The organism is Chelativorans sp. J32 (genome assembly GCF_000518985.1).
GTDB lineage: Bacteria > Pseudomonadota > Alphaproteobacteria > Rhizobiales > Rhizobiaceae > Chelativorans.
Window position 1 is genome coordinate 16678 of record NZ_JAEQ01000005.1, and the last position, 19438, is coordinate 36115.

Sequence of the window (19438 nt, forward strand, 5' to 3'; positions counted from 1 at the left end):
CGCTCAGCAACCGGCGAGCGCCTGTTCCTGCTTCACGCGCTCCTTGAGCGCGGAGGAAACGTTCGGATAACGATGTCCGATCTCTGTGTAAGTCGCACATGCCACGTCGCGCTGGTTCATGGCGGCGAGCGAAACCCCTAGCTTCAGGAGCATCTCGGGCGCCTTGCTCGCCTCCGGATATTGGCGATTGGCATTCAGGAACACCTCGGCCGCTTCGCGGTACCGATCCTGGCCGAGCATCGCTTCGCCGAGCCAGAAATTCGCGTCCGGCGCGTGGCTGCCGTCGGGGAACATGGTCAGATACTGCCGGAAACCGGCTTCCGCTGTCTTGTAGTCGCCGGAGAGGATGAACTGATAGGAGCTCTGATAGATTTCTTCTGGATTGTCGGAGTGCGGCAGCGCGGCGACAACCGCACCGTCGGTGCCCTCGACAGCCGTTCCCCGCAGGAGATCGACCGGCTCGCCGGCGCCGGTGGAGACGACATTGCCGTTCTGGTCGAATGTGATGGTGCCGAGAGTACGGGGAGGAGCGCCCAGTTCCGGTCCTGCTCCCGCCTGGGGGGCGCCTGTTGGGGGAGCACCCAATGGCGGGGTTGCGGCAGCGGGTGCGCTCGCCGCCGGTGGCGGCGGAACGCTGCTGGCTGCAGTCTGCTCGGGCGCGCCGGCGGGCGGCGCTAGCCGCTCCGACCGCTGTTCCGGTTTGGCAGCCTGCCCGGCGGCCCCACCTTCGAGCTCCTGGAACCGGAACTCCGTGTCTTCCTGCATACGGCGCATCTGGTCCTGCATCTGCAGGATCTGGAAGTTGAGTTCCTCAAGCCGGCCGTTGAGCTTGCGGATTTCCTCCTCGAGCGTCATCAGCCGCGGGTCGTTGGCCTGGACCTGGATTACCTGCGCGCCGTCAGCGACGGGACGAGCCGGTCTCTGCGCCCATGGCAGTTGAAACGCCGCGGCCGGACCGGCCGACGCCGCGACAAAGAGAATGAGCGTAGCAAGGCCACGCAAATGGTTTCGGGACAGCATTCCTATCTCGCATCTCGACCAAGAAAAGACAGGGAAGATTAACCCTGCGGCATCCCTTTATCAGGTCGCGAGACTTCGGCCAAATTTTGATTAGAGCACGCATACGAAAGAGGCGGCACGATTGCCGCCTCTGCGGTGATGCAAAAAAGTCGCAGTGCTTAGCTTCCGGCGCCGTTCAGCACCGTGACGCCGCGCCGGTTCTGCGACCAGCAGGAGATGTCGTCGCAGACTGCGACAGGCCGCTCCTTGCCGTAGGAAATGGTTTGGATGCGGCTTGCAGCTACCCCACGCGAAACCAGGAAGTCCCGCGCCGCGGCAGCGCGCCGTGCGCCGAGCGCCAGGTTGTATTCACGGGTGCCACGCTCGTCCGCGTGCCCTTCGACCGTGACCGTGTAGGACGGGTACTGGTTGAGCCACTGTGCCTGGCGGGCAAGCGTTGCCTGGGCGTCGGCACGGATGACCGAGGAATCGGTGTCGAAGAAGATGCGATCGCCGATGGCCACCGTAAATTCCTGCCGCGATCCCGGAGCGGCGGTTCCCCCGAGTCCGGCGCCGGCACCGAGGCCCAGATCGGCGGCGGAATTGGGAACCTGCTTGTTGGAGCGGCAGCCGGCGACGGCGAGCGCGGCGACCAGGGCGATGGCTACAGGGTTTCTCGTCAGAGCTGCGATACGGCGCATGCCGTCACTCTCCTTGGCATTTAAGCGGATTTCTTGAGCACCTAGTAACCATGGCTGGGTTAAAGGGGACTCAAGAAACAGGGTTAATTTTTTATTACCGTTGGGCAGACTCACTGGACAGATGCTCGACGGTAACGGCAATTGCGGCTGAAAGGGGGCGTCCCGTTTTATTTAAGAAGCGGAGACCAGGCAGGATCCGAAGCAAAGTTCGGCGTTGGGATTTGCTGCTCATTCCGGCCGGTAAGATCAATGGAGTAAAGCTTCGGCCCACCCCCGCCGGCATCCTGCCGGAAGAACATGATCACCCTTCCGTTCGGAGACCAGGTCGGACCTTCCTGCAGGAATCCCGAGGATAGGATTCGCTCGCCCGAGCCGTCCGTCCGCATCACGCCGATCTGAAACTGATTGCCGCTCTGCTTCGTGAACGCGATGAGGTCGCCCCGCGGAGACCAGACAGGCGTCGAATAAGTTCCCTCTCCGAAGGAAATGCGCTGCGGGTTGGAGCCATCCGCATTCATGACATAGATCTGCGCGCGCCCTCCGCGGTCGGAGGTGAAGACGACCCTGTTGCCGTCCGGTGAATAGGATGGCGAGGTGTCGATGGCGTTGGTGTCGGTCAGCCGCGCCGTGGTCCGCGTCCTGAGGTCCATGGTGAAGATGTTGGAGTTCCCGTCCTGCCGGAGGAGGCTCATGATCACCTTGTCACCGGTCGGCGAGAAGCGCGGCGCAAACGTCATGCCGGGGAAATTGCCGACGAGCTCGCGCTGCCCTGTCTCCAACTGCAGGAGATAGACCTGCGGCTGGCCGCCCTCGTAGGACATGTAGGTGATTTCCTGCCGCTCGGGCGAAAAGCGGGGCGTCATGACAATGGCGCGTCCATCCGTCAGCGGCTTATAATTCGCGCCGTCCTGATCCATGATGGCGAGCCGCTTCACGCGGTTCTCCTTGGGGCCGGACTCGTCCACGAAGACGATGCGGCTATCGAAATAACCCTTCTCGCCGGTGAACTGCTGGTAGATGGTGTCGGCGATGATGTGGGCGACGCGTCGCCAATCCGCCGGCTTTGCGAAGAACTGCTCGCCGACGAGCTGCTGCCCGGCGAAGGTATCCCAAAGACGGAATTCCGCCTTGAGCCTACCCCCCGGCTCCTCGGTCACGCGCCCGGTGACGATCGCCTGCGCGTTGATGACCTTCCAGTCCTCGAAGCGGGGAGCGACGTCAGGATTTGAGATCTTCTCGATGAAGGCTGCACGGTCGATCGGCGCGAACAAGCCGGAGCGGCGGAGGTCTGCCGCGATCACGGACGAGATCTCTGCGCCGCGCTGCCCTCCCGACAGGAAATCGGTGATGGCGATCGGGACCGGCTCGACGACACCTTTCGTGATTTCGATCCGCACCAGCGCCTGCCCCGGCGCGACCATCAGGACAAAGAAGCCCAGGGCCAAGCTTACTATGGCCAGGGTTGCTTTGACGAATCTCTGCATAAGCTGTGCCTCTTGATTCTGGATTGAGCCGCAGGTCAGAACATGTCCTTCGGGTTGAAGTCCATGATCACGTCCGCCCAGGCGCTATATTTTTCGGCGGGAAGATTATAAGGGGCGCATTGAAGGATGGCGCGCCGCGCCGACTCCGCCGCGGCACGGGCGACGCCCGAGCCACCGCCTCCCTCGATGACCTCGGGGCGACCCTCAATTGCGCCACTCGGGTCCAACTTGAACTTGACAGACACGCGCAGATTCTCCGCGTCAAGGGCGCCGGCCGGCACATTCCAACAGCGTTGGACCTGCGCTTTCAGCGCATCCATCTCGCTCTGGGAAAGCGTATTTCCGCTGGTGGTCTGACTGGCTCCGAGTGCTGCCTCCTCGGTCGAACGCTTGGCGCCGCCCCCGGAGGCCTTTTCCTTGTTGAGAAGCGCGGCGACCTGGTCGAGAACCTCGCTGTCCTTGGTTTCCTTGCTCGCCTGCTTCTGCTCGGCAGCGGGCTTTTCGGCCTGCTTGCGCTCCGGCGCCTTGGCGATCTGCGGCTTGGGTGGCTGTGGCCGGGATTGCGGCAGGGGAGCGGCGGGCGGCAGCTTAACGCTTTCGCCTTCCGTATTCTCCGCAACCATCGGCTCCGGCGCAGGATCAGGCTTCATCTCCTGGCGCGGCTGCGCTTGCGGCTCGCGCTCGGCGGCCGGCACAGGCACATCCTCGGCCTTGGCCTCCTGGGGCTTTTCGACCGGCTTTTCTACCGGTGTGGGCTGCGGCTTCGGCGACGGAGGAGGCTCGGAAGCCTGCTCGACGGGCTTCGGCTTCGCCTCGGGCGTGGGGGGAGGCTTCAGGTCGGTATCCGCTTCGCCCACCTTCTGCGCGTTTTCCACCGGATCCTGACGCTGCGTAGGCTTTGGAGCCGGCCTTGGTGCGACCGGCGCATTCTTTTCGCCTTGCTGGACCTGGGTGATATCGCCCACCGGGACGATATCGACCGGGAGGGCCTCCACATCCGCGACCTCAAAAGCGCTCGGCGCCGACAACGAGGCGAGCCCGAAGCCGAGGAGCACGACGTGCAAGGTGACCGACGAAGCGAGACCGGCCCTCATGGCGATCAGCTATCCTGTTCCTGCAGAGTTACGAGTCCGAGATTGCGGAAACCGGCAGCGGAAATCCGGGCCATCACGCGCATGACGGTGCCGTAATCGGCCGCCCGGTCGCCACGCACATAGATCCGCTCCTCGTAGCCGGTCTGCGCGATTGCCTGCAGCTTCGGCACCACCTCTTCCAGAGAAACCTCGGTTTCCTGCAGATAGATCTTGCCCTCGTTATTGACGGAGACGGTGATCGGCTGCGTTTCCGAATTGAGCGCTTTCGCCTGCGTTTCCGGCAGGTCGATCGGCACGCCGACCGTAAGCAGGGGCGCCGCCACCATGAAGATGATGAGCAAAACGAGCATCACGTCCACGAAGGGCGTGACGTTGATCTCCGACATGGGCGCATGACGGCGACCATGCCGCCGTCGTCCCTTTCCGCCACCCGAAGCGACAGACATCCCCATCAGGCATACTCCTCGACCCGAGTCTTCGGAGCGACCTTCTCATCGATTTGCCGCGATAGTATGGCCGAGAATTCGTCCGCAAATCCTTCCATCCGGGAGGCAAGTTTGCCGGCATCCGCCGTGAGCTTGTTATACGCGATGACGGCCGGAATGGCCGCGAGCAGACCGATGGCGGTGGCAAGGAGCGCCTCCGCGATACCGGGCGCCACGACGGCGAGATTGGTCGATTTTGAGCCGGCGATCGCCTGGAAGGAGGTCATGATGCCGACCACCGTGCCGAACAGGCCGATAAAGGGAGCGGATGAGCCTACGGAAGCAAGAAAGCCAAGCCGACTCTCCAGCCGCTCCATCTCGCGGGTGAGCGCCAGTTCCATGGCCTTGTCGATTCGGGTTTGCAGCCCAAGCGGCGAACGGGCCCCCTTCTCGAAGCTCTTTTTCCATTCGCGCATTGCAGCGACGAAGATCGAGCCCATGCCGGTGGTCTTGCGATCCGAAAGCGAGCGGTAAAGCTCTTCCAGCGACTGACCCGACCAGAAAACCTGCTCGAAGCGGTTGAGCGCCACTCGCATCCGCGCATAGCTCAACACTTTATCGATGATGATGGCCCAGCTCCAGATGGAGGCGCCGAGCAACCCGATCATCACCAGCTTCACGACCCATCCGGCCTGCCAAAACAACGCCCAGATGGAGAGATCCCCACCAGGCGCGGCGAGCTCTACACTTTCCATACCCTACCGTCCTCTAAATCCGGGCAGCTTCAATGCGGGTCCGTCCCCGTTTCAATTTGCGAGCCATCGAACCTAGCCGCTACGCCCCCCGAAGAGCTTCAATCGCGCCTTCTTCCGACAAATTTTGGTCAAAGGAAGGCGCTCAAGCCTTGGTTGCGCGTTTCATCATATGAAGATGTATGGTTAATGCAGTATTACTGATGCGCTTATTATTTTGCGGTTAGGCTTTGATTGCGGATTCAGCCCGGCTGGCGCAGAAAGGCCGGAATCCACTCTTTCGGAAAACGCCGCGGCTTTCCACTCTCACCGATGATCGCGGCTTCCACCCGCGCTTCGACCAGAAGGTCCGCATCGCGCTTCAGTTTCTGGCGCATGTGGATACGCGCGCCTGATATATCTTCGACACATGTTTCGACGGTGATGATGTCATCGATGCGGGCCGGCTGGCGAAAATCGATCTCCATGCGACGCACGACCCAGGAGAGCCGCTCGCCATGTTTCCCGTCGGCGAGCTCGGTATGGTGCACGCCCGAGAGCCGCAGGAAATCCGAACGACCGCGCTCCAGGAACTCGAGATAACGCGCGTGATATACGACGCCGGTAAAATCCGTATCCGCGAAATACACGCGCGCCATCAGACGGTGACCGGTCTCGGTCAGCTCACCGCTGATGCCTGTCGCAAGGTCATGTCCGCCATCGGCCATTGTTGTCCTGCCGCTGTTCCGTCGACGGTTCTCGACCGTCAATGAAGATGAAGCCGTTCCGTCCCCTCAGGTCGACCCCGAGACTGCCTACCGAAACGTTCGATATATCTCCGGTTCAACACGAGCCGGGTCCCAAGCGCAAGCTTGCTACTCTTCTTCCTGGAAGAGGCTGATCTGCGCCTGCGAAAGCTCCTTGGGCGGGTTGAGGCCCAGATGCTTCCATGCTTTGGCGGCGAGCACCCGCCCGCGTGGGGTGCGCTGGATAAATCCCTGCTGGATGAGGTACGGTTCGATGATGTCTTCGATGGCGTCGCGCGGCTCCGAAAGCGCTGCGGCAATCGTCTCGATACCTACGGGGCCGCCCCCGAAATTCTCGACAATCATCGTGAGATATCGCCGGTCGAGCTGATCCAGCCCTAAAGAATCGACCTCGAGCCTTGAAAGCGCGGCGTCAGCGACCTGCCGCGTCACCTTCTCCGCACCGGCCACTGAGGCAAAATCGCGCACCCGGCGCAGGAGGCGCCCGGCAATGCGGGGCGTGCCGCGGGCGCGCCGGGCAATTTCTTCTGCACCGTCTTCGGAGAGCGGCAGACCCAGAATGCGGGCGCCGCGCGTGACGATCGCCTGCAGCTCGTCGACCGTGTAGAATTCAAGCCGGACGGGAATGCCGAAGCGGTCCCGAAGCGGCGTGGTTAGCAGGCCGAGGCGCGTGGTTGCGGCGACAAGGGTGAACTTTGCAAGGTCGATCTTCACCGAGCGCGCAGCCGGACCCTCCCCAATGATGAGGTCGAGCTGGTAATCCTCCATGGCGGGATAGAGGATTTCCTCGACGGCCGGATTGAGCCGGTGGATTTCGTCGATGAAGAGCACGTCGCGCTCTTCGAGATTGGTGAGAAGAGCCGCAAGATCGCCCGCCTTGGCGATAACAGGGCCGGAGGTGGAGCGAAAGTTGACGCCGAGCTCGCGAGCCATGATCTGGGCGAGTGTCGTCTTTCCGAGCCCCGGCGGACCGACGAAAAGTACATGATCCAGCGCCTCGCCGCGCGAACGCGCCGCCTCGATGAACACCTTCAGATTGGCCCGCGCCGCCTTCTGGCCGACGAACTCGTCCAGCGATTGCGGGCGCATGGTCGTGTCGGCGTCCTCGCCTCGCTGAGCGGCAGAAACGATGCGGTCCGGCTCGCTCATGGCAAAAGCTCCATGCCCGGGACGCGAGAAGCGGCCCTCTTATCGAAAGTCACGGTACGGGAACAGCCATTGGCATTCGCGGACCAGGCTATGAGATGATCGGCGATATCCGAAGACGAAGGATCACCTGCAGCCAAGATTTCCTCCAATTGCTCACCGTGCTCGAACTTGAACTCGGCAGTTGCCAATACCTGGCGCAGCGCATCGAGCACAGCGGAACGCGAATATCCGAACCGCCTTCTCAACACCCATAACGCCTCAAGCAGCACAACTTTACTAACGAAGGCCGGATCGGCTGGATTTCGCTCAGAGAAAAAGCGCCGCAGAGCATCGGCCTGGCCAGCATCGTCACCGGCAAGGAATCTCACCAGCACGTTCGTATCGATGCCGATCACTTGGTTCCCCTTCGCCACTCACGCATGATCCGCGCGTCATCCTCGGCTGCAGCTCCTTCAGCGGCCTCTTCTATTGCCTGCTCCAGCTCCTCATCGCTCAATTTGATAGGCGGTGTGCCGAGAATACCGAAAAGATCAACTGCCCTCACATTACGCGGACGCAACCACGTCCTCCCGTTTTCCTCGACGAATTCGATCGTGTCGCCGGGTTGGAGATTGTGGCGGTCCCGGACTTCCTTCGGGATCGTAACTTGTCCTTTTGAAGTGATGGTCGCTCGGACACCCATTTTCCTTACCTACCGCACAATTCCTTACCCGAAAGGTAAGGTAAGGAAGACTGGACTTCAATCCGCAACTTACCGGGCCAATTCCTTCAGGCCGAGCCGGATCAATGTACCCGTATCCGCGCCCTCGCCGGCTGATTTGAGAGCCGCCGCCACCGCATTCGCCGCGATGTCGCGCGAATAGCCGAGATTGGCAAGCGCCGAGACCGCGTCCGAAACCGGCGCGGGAGCGACCCCCTCGCCAAGCTCCTGCTTGAGGCCAATCGTGCCGGTCGCCTCGCCGGCGAAGGCCGGGGCCTTGCTTTTCAGTTCCGTGACGATGCGCTCGGCCACCTTTTTGCCCACGCCGGGCGCGCGTGCCACCATGGCGATGTCCCTGAGCGCGATCGCATTTGCAAGCTCGGATGGCGAAAGGGTGGACAGGACTGCGAGAGCGACCTTGGCACCGACGCCCTGGACATTGTTTTGCAGCAGCCGGAACCATTCGCGCTCCAGCGCGGACTGGAAACCGTAGAGGCGGATCATGTCCTCGCGGACATAGGTTTCGATGAAGAGCGTGACGGGCGTTCCCACGCCTGCGAGGGACGACATTGTGCGGGCGGAGCAATGGGCGACATAACCCACTCCGCCCACATCCACCACGCAATGATCCTCGCCGATCTCGTCGAGAATGCCTTTCAGCTTGCCGATCATGACTGGGCCTCCAGGGCCAGCCGCCAGGTGGGTGACTGCCGGTGATGCGCGTGGCAGATGGCCACCGCGATCGCGTCCGCCGCATCGTCGCTGTCGAACCGGGCCTTGGGCATGAGCACTTTCACCATCATATGGATTTGCCGCTTCTCGCCGTGGCCGACGCCGATCACCGCTTTTTTCACCGCATTCGGCGCATATTCGGCGACGCGCAGGCCCGCGCGCGCCGGCACGAGCATTGCGATGCCGCGCGCTTGCCCGAGCTTCAGCGTCGCCACGGCATCCTTGTTGACGAAGGTGGCTTCGACCGCTGCCTCATGCGGCATATGGACATGCAGGATTTCGGCAAGCCCGTCATGGAGCTGGCACAGGCGCGAGGCGAGGTCTGCCTTGTCGTCGGAGCGCACGGTACCGGCGCCAACGAACCGGAGCGAATTGCCGAGTGTCTCGATGATGGCCCAACCGGTGCGTCTCAACCCCGGATCGATGCCGATGATGCGAATCGTGCCTGTCATGCGCTCAGCATAGCCGCCAGACAGCGGCCAGCACCAGCAGGAAGGGAGAAGTCGGAGGCTTCAGCCTCTTCCGAACGCGGTCTGCAGGAGATTGATCTGATCGGAAACCGGATTTCCGGGAAACTGTTCGTCCCGGGCATGATCATCGGCCGAGCCGTAAATCTCCTCGTCCATGCGGCGGACGAGAGCCTCGAGCCTCAGCGAACGCTCGACCAAGCTGCGGAACGCCTCCGGCAGTTCGCTCCATCCGGGGGCTCCTTCGTGGAGCGAGGCCGTGTCGAGCCGAACCTTGACCTTCTCGGCGGCAACCTGCTCGCGCGTCATCTCCCCCGAATTGGCAGCGCGCTGCAGGAGCAGCCAGGAGGCGAGCTGCATCAAACGGGTGGTGAGCCGCATGGATTCGGCGGCATAGAGACCGGCGGCGACCCGCGAGAGGGTCTTGGCGGCGGCCCGCCCTTCCCCATCGAGATATTCGGCCGTCTCCTCAACGAGACCCATGCCCTCGTTGTAGAGCGGCTTGAATGATTGGGAGAAGACGCGCCTTTCAGCCAGCTTGATCATATTGGCGGCGCCCCCCGTATAAACGGTAGCCATTCCTACTCGCCTCACAACCCCTGTACCGGCCCGGTCAGCCCGGGCACTCTAAACATCTTGGAATTTGGCCGGGAAAATGCGCCGGGTCGGCCCCAAACGCAAGTCCCAGGATTAATCGAAGGTTAACAGGGAACTGTGGACAAAAAAAGAGCCGCGGGACTGCGGCTCTCAGGAGTTAACAGGGAGGCGTCAAACAGAATGGCTCCAGCCACTCGGTCAGAATCCAGATCTCTGGATACACACAGTAAACGCCCGTAAAGCTTAATGGGGGGTTAACGAACTGGACCGCCTAAGGAAAAAATTACGATAAAACTGCGCGCAGTTCAGAGCGAGCGTGCAAGTTCGCGCAGCCGGAACTTCTGAATTTTTCCTGTGGATGTTTTCGGAATTTCGGTGAAGACGACGTGCCGCGGGCACTTGAACGCGGCCAGCAGCCTCCGGCAGTGGGCGATCAGTTCCTCCGCCGTCGGCTCCATCCCCGCCTTCAACTCGACGAAAGCGACGGGCGTTTCACCCCATTTCTCGTCCGGACGCGCAACCACACCGCAAAAGGCGACGGCAGGGTGCTTGTAGAGTGCTTCTTCCACCTCGATGGATGAAATGTTCTCGCCGCCGGAGATGATGATGTCCTTCGACCGGTCCTTGAGCTGGATGTAGCCATCCGGATGGAGCACTCCGAGATCGCCGGAATGAAACCAGCCGCCCGCGAAAGCTTCTTCGGTGGCCTGCTTGTTCTTCAGATAGCCTTTCATGACGATGTTGCCGCGGAACATCACTTCACCGATCGTCTTTCCGTCGGCTGCAACGGACTGCATCGTCCTGGGGTCCATGACCGTGAGGCCTTCGAGCGCGGCATAGCGCACCCCCTGACGCGCTTTCTGTGCAGCCTTCCCCGCTTCGTCGAGTTCATCCCACTCGAGCTTCCACTCGTTCACCACGGCGGGACCATAGGTTTCGGTGAGCCCGTAAAGATGGGTGACGGCAAACCCGGCATCGGCCATCGCGGAAAGCACCGATTCAGGCGGCGGAGCCGCGGCTGTGCTGAAATTGACGGTCTGCGGAAAACCGCGCCTCTGGTCAGGACCGGCCGAAAGCAGCGTGGACATGACGATGGGCGCGCCGCACAGATGCGTCACGCCGTGATCGGCTATGGCATCGTACATGGCTTTGGCACGCACCCAACGCAGGCAGACATGCGTGCCCGCCTGGAGCGCCAATGTCCACGGAAAGCACCAGCCATTGCAGTGGAACATTGGCAGGGTCCAGAGATAAACCGGATGCCGCCCCATGCCCGCATGAACCGTATTGGCATAGGCCATCAATGCCGCGCCGCGGTGGTGGCAGACCACGCCCTTGGGATTTCCGGTGGTGCCTGACGTATAATTAAGCGAAATGGCGTCCCATTCGTCATCGGGCATCGACCAGGCGAAATCCGGATCGCCCGAGGCGAGAAACTCCTCATAATCGACGGTGCCGATCCGTTCGCCCTTCGGATAGGGCGCATCAGCCGGATATTCCGGATCGTCGAAATCGATCACCAGAGGCTGCACCTGCGTTCTTGCAAGCGCATCCTTCATCACCGCTGAAAACTCGCGGTCCACGATCACCACCCTGCTCTCGCAATGGTCGAGCTGGAAGGCGATCACCGCAGCGTCCAGCCGCGTGTTGATGGAGTGCAGCACCGCCTTGGCCATCGGAACGCCATGGTGGGCCTCCAGCATTGGCGGCGTGTTGGACAGCATGACGGAAACCGTGTCCCCCTTGCCGATGCCCTGCCGCGCAAGGGCTGAGGCGAGCCGGACGGATCGCTCCCAAAACGCACGGTAGCTGCGTCGCAAGGAGCCGTGAATGATCGCCGTTTGATCGGGAAAGACAGTAGCGGCGCGCTCAAGCAGCGTAAGCGGCGTGAGGGGCTGGTAGTTGGCCGGATTCCTGTCGAGATCCCGTTCGTATGGGTTGTCGCGCACTGATGCTCCTCCCGAGGCCTTTGCGCCCATTTTTTTAGCCGCAAGCCATCCCTCTCACCAGCCCCAAAGCCCTTTCGTTCCTTCATAGATCAGGTTCAGCGAGACGACGAGGATCATTCCATACATCAGCGGATAGAAGACTTCCGGCCTCATGCGGCGGATGATCCAAGCGCCGGCAAATGTGGCGATCGGCGCGATGGGAGCAAGGATCAGCGATGCGGTGAGATTGGTCGCATCGAACTGGCCGAGCGCGAAATAGGGAATGAGCTTCACCGCATTCACGATGGCAAAGAAAATGACGCTCGTGCCGGTATAGAGCTTCGGATCATGCTTCAGCGGCAGCGCGTAGACCTGATAGGGCGGCCCGCCCGCATGCGCAACGAAACTGGTGAAGCCGGAGACGGTGCCCCAGAACAGGCCCTTTCCCCAGTTGTGGCCGGCCACGCGATCGCTCTTCCTGAGCTTGTCCGCAACCCACCGCAAGAAGAACGCCAGCGTGGTGATCCCGACGATCAGCCGGACGTGATCCGCGGTGACCACAGCCGCCGTGAGCCATCCGATCCCGACCCCCAGGACAGCCCCGGGCAGCATGATCGTAAGAAGCCGCCGATCGTAAAAGCCACGCCAAGCCCACAGCGACACCAGATCCATCACGATGAGGATGGGCAGCATGATGGCCGCCGCCTGGACGGGAGAGACGACAAGCGCCATCAAAGGCACCCCGATCAGCGCCAATGCCCCGCCCAGCCCGCCCTTGGAGAGACCGACCAGGACGACCGCAGGGATCGCAACAAGATAAAATGTCGGGTCCGTTAGGATGGGAGCCATGGCTGAGAAATCGGGTTACCCAGCGGCAATAAACCGTTTGGCTTCCTTTTGCGAGAGGTGCGCCTATGATTCCGATTCTGCTTGTGGCCCGGCCTCCCCATCGTCTATGCCCCAATCACACCAAAAAGAGTGGCCAATTTTCAATCTCCATGAAGTTCACGGCGAATAGATGAGTGAAGCAAGGACGCCCAATCGCTGCCGAATCGTGTTGATCGCGCCTCCGACCCAGCCGGGCGACGCGGAACGCATCGAAGCCGCGCTTTCGGGCGGCGACGTCGCTTCCCTCATCATTCCCGGTTATGATGCGGATGAAAGCGTTTTCCAGGCACGGGCCGAGCAGCTTACGTCGCTGGCACAGGCGAAGGGGGTCGCCGTTCTGGTCGCAGGCGAGCCGCGGGTCGCTGCCCGCGTGCAGGCGGACGGCGTGCATATTGAAGCCCCAAAGGCGGAACTCGCCGAGATCATCGCAAAGCATCAGGTGCGCATGATGGTGGGCTGCGGCGGCGTGAAAACCCGCGACGATGCGCTGGAACTGGGCGAAACTCAGCCCGACTACATCTTTTTCGGCCGGTTCGGCTATGACACGAAACCCGAACCACATTCGCGCAATCTCGCGCTCGCGACCTGGTGGGCCGAGATGATCCAGATCCCATGCATCGTGCTTGCGGGCTCTGAAATCCACTCGGTGGTCGATGTCGCGAAGACTGGCGCGGAGTTCGTCGCACTCGGCAATGCCGTCTTTGCCGCCGGGCGTGAACCTGCCGCCATGGTGGCCGAAGCGAACGCCCTCCTCGATGCGCATGCGCCCGCCCTGGAGGGCGCCGGATGAGACGTCTCTCGTCCGCTGCGGTTTGCGCCCTGGCGATCTGGTTTAGCTCGCACCCGATTTGGGCGCAGCAGGAACCTCAGCCTGCCCAGAACGCGCCGGCGGCCAAGCCTGCGGAGCAGAAGGGGCCCCGACCTTCAGCGCCGAACAACGAACCCGCGACAGGACAGCAACCCTCCGTACCTGCCATCGATCCCTCGCGCTTCGGCAAAGTCCTCGACGACGCTTTCGGCGCCTATCAGCGCGGACATTATCTGACCGCGCTCAAGCTCGCGCAGCCCCGCGCCGAAGCTGGTGACGCGGCGGCGCAAACGCTGATAGCCGAAATCTATGCGCGGGGGCTCGGCGTAAAGCGCGACGGGAAGGAGGCGGCCAAATGGTATGGCAAGGCGGCCGACCAAGACGATCCCGAGGCCCAGCTTCAATACGGATTGATGCTGCTCGACGGAGAATTCATCGACCGCGATTTTGACAGGGCTTTCGGACTGATGCGAAAGGCGGCGGAAGCGGGCAAGCCTCTCGCTCAGTTCAACCTGGCTCAGATGCTGATGGAAACCGGAGCAAAGAGCACCGAGGCTGTCACTTGGTACGAACGCGCAGCCGAAGCGGGGCTCGCGGACGCGCAATATGCCATGGCGCAGGTCTATTCCAACGGGTTCGGAGGCAAGGAGAGGAACGAGGAGGAAGCGCGGCGCTGGCTGGAACGTGCGGCACGGCAAAACTTCGAAACCGCTCAGCTCGATCTCGGACTCTGGCTCATCGAAGGTCGAGGCGGGCAACGGAACATGGAAGAAGGGTTCCTCTGGCTCAAGAGGGCGGCGGAAAGCGGCAATGTGGCCGCCCAGAACCGCCTCGCAAAGGCTTATATGGCCGGTTTCGGTACGGAACCGGACCCGATCCTCGCCGCATCCTGGTATCTGACAGCACGCCGGGCAGGGCTGACGGACATGGACATGGAAGACTTCCTGGGTGGCCTTACCGATGAGCAGATCGAAGAAGCGACGCAGCGGTCCAGGGAGTTGCGGTAGGCGAAAATAAAGCAATAAGGAAGAAGGCAGCAGGGCAGTACGTGGCTCAGTGCCTGGCGGGGTTTGGCTCCTCGTTCACATCCCCGTCCCACTGCCTTCCCGCCCTATTCCCCCACTCCCCCACCTTGCCTCAACGCCCATTTTGTGGTCTTGAAGCGCCGGCCCGGCTCAGTGGCGCGGCTCCATATCAGGACGGTGAGAATGAAGATCAACGGTAACGAAATCCGGCCCGGAAACGTCATCGAGCACAATGGCGGCCTCTGGGTCGCAGTGAAGACGAACGCGGTGAAGCCCGGTAAGGGCGGGGCTTACAATCAGGTCGAATTGAAGAACCTGATCGACGGGACTAAGCTCAACGAACGCTTCCGCTCAGCAGAAACGGTAGAGAAGGTCCGCCTCGAGCAGAAGGACTTCACATTCCTGTACGAGCAGGGCGACGCACTGGTCTTCATGGACTCGGAGACCTATGAGCAGCTGGAGCTGCAGAAGGATTTCGTGGGCGACCGCGCGGCATTCCTGCAGGATGGCATGACCGTGACCGTGGAGCTTTATCAGGAGAGGCCGATCGGCATTTCCCTGCCGCCGCAGGTGACGCTTGCGGTCGCGGAGGCAGACCCGGTGGTAAAGGGCCAGACGGCTGCTTCCTCCTACAAGCCTGCGGTGCTTGAAAACGGCATTCGCATCCTCGTGCCGCCCTTCATTTCGGCCGGCGAGAGAATCGTGGTCGATACCGACGAGATCACTTACCTGCGCCGCGCCGACTAACGGCGCGCCACTTTATATTAGGATACCCCAATGCCCCGTTCGGCCATCATCAATGTCATGGTTCAAGCCGCGATGAAGGCCGGCCGCTCGCTCGCGCGCGATTTCGGCGAGGTGCAGAACCTGCAGGTCTCGCTAAAGGGGCCCGGCGACTATGTGAGCCAGGCCGATCGCCGCGCAGAGGAGATCATCCACACGGAGCTTTCGCGTGCCCGTCCGGGCTACTCCTTCCTTATGGAGGAGAGAGGAGCGGTGGACGGAGACGATCCGCAGCATCGCTGGCTGGTGGACCCGCTCGACGGCACCACCAATTTCCTGCACGGGATCCCGATCTTCTCCGTCTCCATCGCGCTGGAGCGGCAGGGCACGCTCGTGGCGGGCGTGATCTACAATCCCGCCATGGATGAGCTTTATACGGCCGAACGCGGCGGCGGCGCGTTCCTGAACGACCGGCGCATGCGGGTGGCAGCGCGCCGCGAACTGACGGACTGCGTTATCGGCACGGGCATCCCTCATTTGGGCCGCGGCCACCATGGACGCGCGCTTCTCGACCTACGCAATGTGATGGGCGAGGCGGCCGGCATCCGCCGGCTCGGCTCGGCCGCCCTCGACCTGGCCTACGTGGCGGCAGGCCGGATGGACGGCTTCTGGGAAGATGCGCTGAGCCCTTGGGATATGGCGGCAGGCATCCTCATGGTGCGTGAAGCCGGCGGCTTCGCGACAGATAGGAACGGCGGGCAGGACATGCTCGACAGCGGGTCTGTCGTGGCTGGCAACGAACTCATCCACCGCAGCCTGCTCAAAACGCTGCAGAAGCCGGTTTCCTGAATCTGCCCTTTGTATGCCGGAAGCCAGAACGGCTATCCGGGAACCTATTGGTCGCCCAGATCGCGAAAAGCGGCCGCTCCTCGCCGAGCGGGTTCAGTCCTGTCAGGCTTTGACATAGACGAGCCTACTGTGGGAACGGCCGCGCCTCCCAATGGTCCCCCTCTATGCGGCTGGGCGCGATAACGAAGCCGTCTCCGATTCCTTCGAAGTGTTTAACGCGCTGAGATAAAGCACCTCCCCGAATGCCGAATCGCCTCCTCCGCCGTCTCGGGCGGGCTCCAGGCGAAGACGCGGATAAAGGCGGAGGGATCGAGCGTCAGGTCGTCCAGCAGAGCAGCTTTCAGCTTCTGTCTCCCCGACAGCCGCGCCACAGCATCCAGGAGGCCATGCGGTACGGGCAGGAGCCATGCCGGTCGCTCCATCCCCTCTCGAAGCCAACAAAGGATTTGGGAAAGAGAGACCACCTCCCGATCGGCGATCTCGTAAGTGCCTCCGCCGACCCCGTTCAGCCCAGCTTCCAACGCCGTGACGAGCGCGTCACAGAGATTGCCGACGGAGCACATGGAACGCCGGTTCCGCACGGCGCCGAAGGGGAGCGGCAGCCTCTTGGCCGCAAGGTGCTGCAGTTTTTGCCAGTTGCCAGGCGCATCAGGGCCATAGACCAGCGGGGGCCGTAGCGCGATGCCGATGCCTCCACGCTCGGCAAACCGCCTCACATGCGCCTCGGAAGCAAGCTTGGAGCGGCCATAGGCATTGGCATTTTGCGGGTTTTGTTCTGTTTCCCGCGCGGCGATACTGCTCAACGCGACGAGCACCTGGATGCCAGCAGCCTCACAGGCCGCTGCGAGTGCTCTGGTTCCCTCGTCGTTGACCGCAAAGAATTCCGCCTCTCTCGCATCTTCCCGGTGCGCCAGACCCGCCAGATGGACCACGGCGTCGATATCGATGAGCGTTGACGACCAATCCGTTGCTGGACCGATATCACCAATCATGACGAACCGGCGTTCCGTGCCCCGATGGCGCCGCCCGGCTTCGGTGATCTCATGGTCTCGTTCTTGGAGAACCCGCACGAGATGCCGGCCGATGAAGCCGCTCGCGCCGGTCACAAGTATTCGCGCCATGAACTCTCTCGGGTTTCCAGCGTTTTCGGATGCGCCGGCTCTACAGGCGGCGGAAGGATGGAACGGATATATATTTCAATTTGGTCACATTTCCGTTTAGAGTCTCGGCCAAACTTTTCAGGCAGAAGCGGAGTCGGGGAGAGATGGCGTTGCTGAAATCGCTGGGGGCGGATCGGCTTGTCGTGGATGATCAATATGATCCGCGCCGGCTTTCGAGCCCGCAGGTTTTCCTCTATTCGATGCTGATCTTCCTGGTGATAGTCGGCTTTGTCGCGGCTATACTTTACCGCCAGATCTCCAGCGCCTTCCAGAGCAATCCCGGCCTCAACGGCCTCATTCTGGGCGTGCTCGCTGTAGGCGTGCTCCTGGCCATCGGCCAGGTGGTGCGCCTGTTTCGGGAGGTGCGCTGGGTCAATTCCTTCCTGGCGGGCTCCGAATCGTCGGAACCCGTTCTTCTGGCCCCGATGAAAGCGCTGCTCAGCCGCTCGTCCAGCATGGCGTTGTCGACGAGTTCGATGCGGTCCATCCTGGATTCGATTGCCACGCGGCTGGATGAAAGCCGCGACATATCGCGCTACCTCATCGGTCTCCTCGTATTCCTCGGGCTGCTGGGCACCTTCTGGGGCCTGTTGCAGACGATCGGCTCGATCAGCGAAACGATCCAGTCGCTCGATCCCGGCTCGGGTGATGCCAATGATGTGCTGAACTCGCTCAAGGAAGGGCTCTCGGCGCCGCTGAGCGGCATGGGCACGGCGTTCTCCTCGTCGCTGTTCGGCCTGTCCGGATCGCTCATTCTCGGCTTCCTGGACCTGCAGGCGGGCCGCGCGCAAAACCGCTTCTACACGGAATTGGAGAACTGGCTCTCGACGGTGACTGATCTGAGCTCTGATCTGGACGGCGCCAAGAACGGCTCCTCCGAAGAGCTTCGCGATCTCGCAGAGAAGCTGCGCTCCATGCAGGAAGGGGGCAGCAGCAATCCCCGTACGGCTGCCGCAATGGCTTCGCTGGCCGAGGGCATTTCAGGTCTCGTGAAGAATATGCGCCAGGAGCAGCAGATGATGCGCGACTGGGTCGAAGCCCAGGCGACCGACCAGAAGGCGCTGCGCGAGACTCTGGAAAAGATCGCTGTCGCCCTTAAGAAGCGGGAAAACACCTGATGCCGCTTGCGCGCTCCCGCCGCAGGGAAAGAACGATCGACTACTGGCCGGGCTTCGTTGACGCGCTGTCGACGCTGCTCCTGGCCATCATGTTCCTGCTCTCGGTCTTTGTAGTCGCGCAATATTTCCTGAGCCGGGAAATCAGCGGCAGGGACGAGGCGCTCGACCGGCTCAATGCGCAGATCAACGAACTGACACAGCTCCTGGCTCTCGAACAGGCGAACTCCCAGGACGCCGAAGACCAGATCGCCACGCTGCGCGCTTCTTTGGCTGATGCCGAAGCGGAGCAGAGCCGGCTGCAGCAGCTTCTTTCGAGCGGCGCCGGAACCGAAGCCGTCGCGAACGAACGCATCGGCGCGCTTACGGGCGAACTGGATCAGGAACGGCAGATCAGCCAGCGTGCTCTTTCCCAGGTGGAGCTTCTCAACCAGCAGATTTCGGCATTAAGGCAGCAGATCGCCGCTCTGGAAGATGCGTTGGAAGTTTCGGAAAAGCGCGACCGGGAATCCAACGCCAAGATCGCCGATCTCGGACGCCGGCTGAATGTGGCTCTCGCTCAGCGCGTACAGGAACTGAACCGCTATCGCTCCGACTTCTTCGGCCGATTGCGTGAAATCCTGTCCGACCGAGAGGACGTCCGCATCGTGGGAGACCGCTTCGTGTTCCAATCGGAGGTGCTCTTCGCCTCCGGCGCGACGGAGATCAACCCGAGCGGCCAGGACGAGATGAGAAAGCTCGCCGGCGCGATCCTTGAATTGCAGAGGGAAATCCCGCCCGAGATCAACTGGGTCCTGCGCGTCGACGGGCACACCGACAATATTCCGCTTTCGGGCACCGGCCGGTTCCGCGACAATTGGGAGCTTTCCAGCGCGCGCGCGGTGGCAGTGGTGAAGTTCCTGATCGAGAACGGCGTGCCGGCTGAGAGGCTGGTGGCAGCAGGATTTGGAGAATTCCAGCCGCTCGATCCGGAGAACACACCGGAGGCGCGGTCACGCAACCGGCGCATCGAGCTGAAGCTCACCGAGCGGTGAATGGGACAAAGACGAGCGCGCGCAACATTGCGGCGCTCGCGCGGCTTCCAGCCCCCTAGCCG

Annotated in this window: 22 protein-coding genes; 6 read left to right on the top strand and 16 right to left on the bottom strand. The window is 62.0% G+C overall.

Annotated features, from left to right (window positions below):
• Positions 1 to 3: 3 nt before the first annotated feature.
• From ybgF to CHEJ32_RS0109170, 15 genes are all read right to left on the bottom strand, one after another.
• Positions 4 to 1020 carry a tol-pal system protein YbgF gene (gene ybgF / locus CHEJ32_RS0109100; RefSeq protein WP_028033591.1) on the bottom strand — a complete coding sequence of 339 codons (1017 nt, stop codon included), beginning with the start codon at positions 1018 to 1020 and terminating at the stop codon, positions 4 to 6.
• 158 nt (positions 1021 to 1178) lie between these two features.
• A complete protein-coding gene (gene pal / locus CHEJ32_RS0109105) occupies positions 1179 to 1700 on the bottom strand; it encodes a peptidoglycan-associated lipoprotein Pal (protein ID WP_028033592.1) in 522 nt (173 codons plus the stop codon).
• Positions 1701 to 1867: 167 nt separating this feature from the next.
• On the bottom strand, positions 1868 to 3184 hold the full coding sequence (tolB, locus tag CHEJ32_RS0109110; protein ID WP_028033593.1) for a Tol-Pal system beta propeller repeat protein TolB: 1317 nt from the start codon (positions 3182 to 3184) through the stop codon (positions 1868 to 1870).
• Between the two features lie 35 nt (positions 3185 to 3219).
• Complete coding sequence (locus CHEJ32_RS0109115; RefSeq protein ID WP_028033594.1) at positions 3220 to 4278, bottom strand: hypothetical protein; 1059 nt, start codon at positions 4276 to 4278, stop codon at positions 3220 to 3222.
• A gap of 5 nt (positions 4279 to 4283) precedes the next feature.
• The gene (tolR, locus tag CHEJ32_RS0109120; RefSeq protein ID WP_028033595.1) at positions 4284 to 4730 is read right to left on the bottom strand and encodes a protein TolR; all 447 of its coding nucleotides are present in this window, start codon (positions 4728 to 4730) and stop codon (positions 4284 to 4286) included.
• A complete protein-coding gene (gene tolQ / locus CHEJ32_RS0109125; protein WP_028033596.1) occupies positions 4730 to 5458 on the bottom strand; it encodes a protein TolQ in 729 nt (242 codons plus the stop codon). The genes tolR and tolQ overlap by 1 nt, the downstream gene beginning before the upstream one ends.
• A 239-nt stretch (positions 5459 to 5697) precedes the next feature.
• Positions 5698 to 6162 (bottom strand): tol-pal system-associated acyl-CoA thioesterase, encoded by a 465-nt coding sequence (ybgC, locus tag CHEJ32_RS0109130; RefSeq protein WP_028033597.1) that lies wholly within the window; start codon positions 6160 to 6162, stop codon positions 5698 to 5700.
• Positions 6163 to 6309: 147 nt separating this feature from the next.
• Entirely contained in the window at positions 6310 to 7350 is a 1041-nt protein-coding gene (gene ruvB / locus CHEJ32_RS0109135; RefSeq protein ID WP_028033598.1) for a Holliday junction branch migration DNA helicase RuvB, read from the bottom strand.
• Positions 7347 to 7763 carry a PIN domain-containing protein gene (locus CHEJ32_RS0109140; protein ID WP_084032745.1) on the bottom strand — a complete coding sequence of 139 codons (417 nt, stop codon included), beginning with the start codon at positions 7761 to 7763 and terminating at the stop codon, positions 7347 to 7349. Before CHEJ32_RS0109140 ends, ruvB begins: the two co-directional genes overlap by 4 nt.
• Positions 7742 to 8032 carry an AbrB/MazE/SpoVT family DNA-binding domain-containing protein gene (locus tag CHEJ32_RS0109145; RefSeq protein WP_028033600.1) on the bottom strand — a complete coding sequence of 97 codons (291 nt, stop codon included), beginning with the start codon at positions 8030 to 8032 and terminating at the stop codon, positions 7742 to 7744. The genes CHEJ32_RS0109140 and CHEJ32_RS0109145 overlap by 22 nt, the downstream gene beginning before the upstream one ends.
• 69 nt (positions 8033 to 8101) lie before the next feature.
• On the bottom strand, positions 8102 to 8722 hold the full coding sequence (ruvA, locus tag CHEJ32_RS0109150) for a Holliday junction branch migration protein RuvA (protein ID WP_028033601.1): 621 nt from the start codon (positions 8720 to 8722) through the stop codon (positions 8102 to 8104).
• Positions 8719 to 9234 (bottom strand): crossover junction endodeoxyribonuclease RuvC, encoded by a 516-nt coding sequence (ruvC, locus tag CHEJ32_RS0109155; protein ID WP_028033602.1) that lies wholly within the window; start codon positions 9232 to 9234, stop codon positions 8719 to 8721. Before ruvC ends, ruvA begins: the two co-directional genes overlap by 4 nt.
• Before the next feature lie 60 nt (positions 9235 to 9294).
• The gene (locus CHEJ32_RS0109160; RefSeq protein WP_028033603.1) at positions 9295 to 9828 is read right to left on the bottom strand and encodes a DUF1465 family protein; all 534 of its coding nucleotides are present in this window, start codon (positions 9826 to 9828) and stop codon (positions 9295 to 9297) included.
• Positions 9829 to 10151: 323 nt separating this feature from the next.
• Entirely contained in the window at positions 10152 to 11795 is a 1644-nt protein-coding gene (locus CHEJ32_RS0109165; RefSeq protein ID WP_028033604.1) for an acyl-CoA synthetase, read from the bottom strand.
• A gap of 54 nt (positions 11796 to 11849) precedes the next feature.
• Positions 11850 to 12623: a sulfite exporter TauE/SafE family protein gene (locus CHEJ32_RS0109170; protein WP_028033605.1), complete on the bottom strand. Its 774-nt coding sequence runs from the start codon at positions 12621 to 12623 to the stop codon at positions 11850 to 11852.
• A 169-nt stretch (positions 12624 to 12792) separates the two neighbouring features.
• Between CHEJ32_RS0109170 and CHEJ32_RS0109175 the strand changes: the two genes are divergently transcribed.
• From CHEJ32_RS0109175 to CHEJ32_RS0109190, 4 genes are all read left to right on the top strand, one after another.
• Positions 12793 to 13452 (top strand): thiamine phosphate synthase, encoded by a 660-nt coding sequence (locus tag CHEJ32_RS0109175; protein ID WP_028033606.1) that lies wholly within the window; start codon positions 12793 to 12795, stop codon positions 13450 to 13452.
• On the top strand, positions 13449 to 14477 hold the full coding sequence (locus CHEJ32_RS0109180; protein WP_028033607.1) for a tetratricopeptide repeat protein: 1029 nt from the start codon (positions 13449 to 13451) through the stop codon (positions 14475 to 14477). The genes CHEJ32_RS0109175 and CHEJ32_RS0109180 overlap by 4 nt, the downstream gene beginning before the upstream one ends.
• Positions 14478 to 14678: 201 nt before the next feature.
• Positions 14679 to 15242, top strand: coding sequence for an elongation factor P (efp, locus tag CHEJ32_RS0109185; protein WP_028033608.1), 564 nt, complete (start codon positions 14679 to 14681; stop codon positions 15240 to 15242).
• A gap of 30 nt (positions 15243 to 15272) precedes the next feature.
• Positions 15273 to 16067, top strand: a complete 795-nt coding sequence (locus CHEJ32_RS0109190) for an inositol monophosphatase family protein (RefSeq protein WP_028033609.1) — start codon at positions 15273 to 15275, stop codon at positions 16065 to 16067.
• A 212-nt stretch (positions 16068 to 16279) separates the two neighbouring features.
• Here CHEJ32_RS0109190 and CHEJ32_RS24290 read toward each other — a convergent pair whose 3' ends face one another.
• Positions 16280 to 17188, bottom strand: a complete 909-nt coding sequence (locus tag CHEJ32_RS24290) for an NAD-dependent epimerase/dehydratase family protein (RefSeq protein WP_051469567.1) — start codon at positions 17186 to 17188, stop codon at positions 16280 to 16282.
• A gap of 143 nt (positions 17189 to 17331) precedes the next feature.
• On the opposite strand from CHEJ32_RS24290, the gene CHEJ32_RS0109200 reads away from it, so the two are divergent.
• Together CHEJ32_RS0109200 and CHEJ32_RS0109205 are read left to right on the top strand one after the other, a co-directional pair.
• Complete coding sequence (locus tag CHEJ32_RS0109200) at positions 17332 to 18345, top strand: MotA/TolQ/ExbB proton channel family protein (RefSeq protein ID WP_028033610.1); 1014 nt, start codon at positions 17332 to 17334, stop codon at positions 18343 to 18345.
• Positions 18345 to 19376, top strand: a complete 1032-nt coding sequence (locus CHEJ32_RS0109205) for a peptidoglycan -binding protein (protein ID WP_028033611.1) — start codon at positions 18345 to 18347, stop codon at positions 19374 to 19376. The genes CHEJ32_RS0109200 and CHEJ32_RS0109205 overlap by 1 nt, the downstream gene beginning before the upstream one ends.
• The last annotated feature ends 62 nt before the right edge of the window (positions 19377 to 19438 follow it).

Coding starts and splice junctions, on each gene's coding strand:
- ybgF (WP_028033591.1), bottom strand. CDS start 1,020: ATGCTGTCCCGAAACCATTTGCGTGGCCTTGCTACGCTCATTCTCTTT.
- pal (WP_028033592.1), bottom strand. CDS start 1,700: ATGCGCCGTATCGCAGCTCTGACGAGAAACCCTGTAGCCATCGCCCTG.
- tolB (WP_028033593.1), bottom strand. CDS start 3,184: ATGCAGAGATTCGTCAAAGCAACCCTGGCCATAGTAAGCTTGGCCCTG.
- CHEJ32_RS0109115 (WP_028033594.1), bottom strand. CDS start 4,278: ATGAGGGCCGGTCTCGCTTCGTCGGTCACCTTGCACGTCGTGCTCCTC.
- tolR (WP_028033595.1), bottom strand. CDS start 4,730: ATGGGGATGTCTGTCGCTTCGGGTGGCGGAAAGGGACGACGGCGGCAT.
- tolQ (WP_028033596.1), bottom strand. CDS start 5,458: ATGGAAAGTGTAGAGCTCGCCGCGCCTGGTGGGGATCTCTCCATCTGG.
- ybgC (WP_028033597.1), bottom strand. CDS start 6,162: ATGGCCGATGGCGGACATGACCTTGCGACAGGCATCAGCGGTGAGCTG.
- ruvB (WP_028033598.1), bottom strand. CDS start 7,350: ATGAGCGAGCCGGACCGCATCGTTTCTGCCGCTCAGCGAGGCGAGGAC.
- CHEJ32_RS0109145 (WP_028033600.1), bottom strand. CDS start 8,032: ATGGGTGTCCGAGCGACCATCACTTCAAAAGGACAAGTTACGATCCCG.
- ruvA (WP_028033601.1), bottom strand. CDS start 8,722: ATGATCGGCAAGCTGAAAGGCATTCTCGACGAGATCGGCGAGGATCAT.
- ruvC (WP_028033602.1), bottom strand. CDS start 9,234: ATGACAGGCACGATTCGCATCATCGGCATCGATCCGGGGTTGAGACGC.
- CHEJ32_RS0109160 (WP_028033603.1), bottom strand. CDS start 9,828: ATGGCTACCGTTTATACGGGGGGCGCCGCCAATATGATCAAGCTGGCT.
- CHEJ32_RS0109170 (WP_028033605.1), bottom strand. CDS start 12,623: ATGGCTCCCATCCTAACGGACCCGACATTTTATCTTGTTGCGATCCCT.
- CHEJ32_RS0109175 (WP_028033606.1), top strand. CDS start 12,793: ATGAGTGAAGCAAGGACGCCCAATCGCTGCCGAATCGTGTTGATCGCG.
- CHEJ32_RS0109180 (WP_028033607.1), top strand. CDS start 13,449: ATGAGACGTCTCTCGTCCGCTGCGGTTTGCGCCCTGGCGATCTGGTTT.
- efp (WP_028033608.1), top strand. CDS start 14,679: ATGAAGATCAACGGTAACGAAATCCGGCCCGGAAACGTCATCGAGCAC.
- CHEJ32_RS0109190 (WP_028033609.1), top strand. CDS start 15,273: ATGCCCCGTTCGGCCATCATCAATGTCATGGTTCAAGCCGCGATGAAG.
- CHEJ32_RS24290 (WP_051469567.1), bottom strand. CDS start 17,188: ATGGCGCGAATACTTGTGACCGGCGCGAGCGGCTTCATCGGCCGGCAT.
- CHEJ32_RS0109200 (WP_028033610.1), top strand. CDS start 17,332: ATGGCGTTGCTGAAATCGCTGGGGGCGGATCGGCTTGTCGTGGATGAT.
- CHEJ32_RS0109205 (WP_028033611.1), top strand. CDS start 18,345: ATGCCGCTTGCGCGCTCCCGCCGCAGGGAAAGAACGATCGACTACTGG.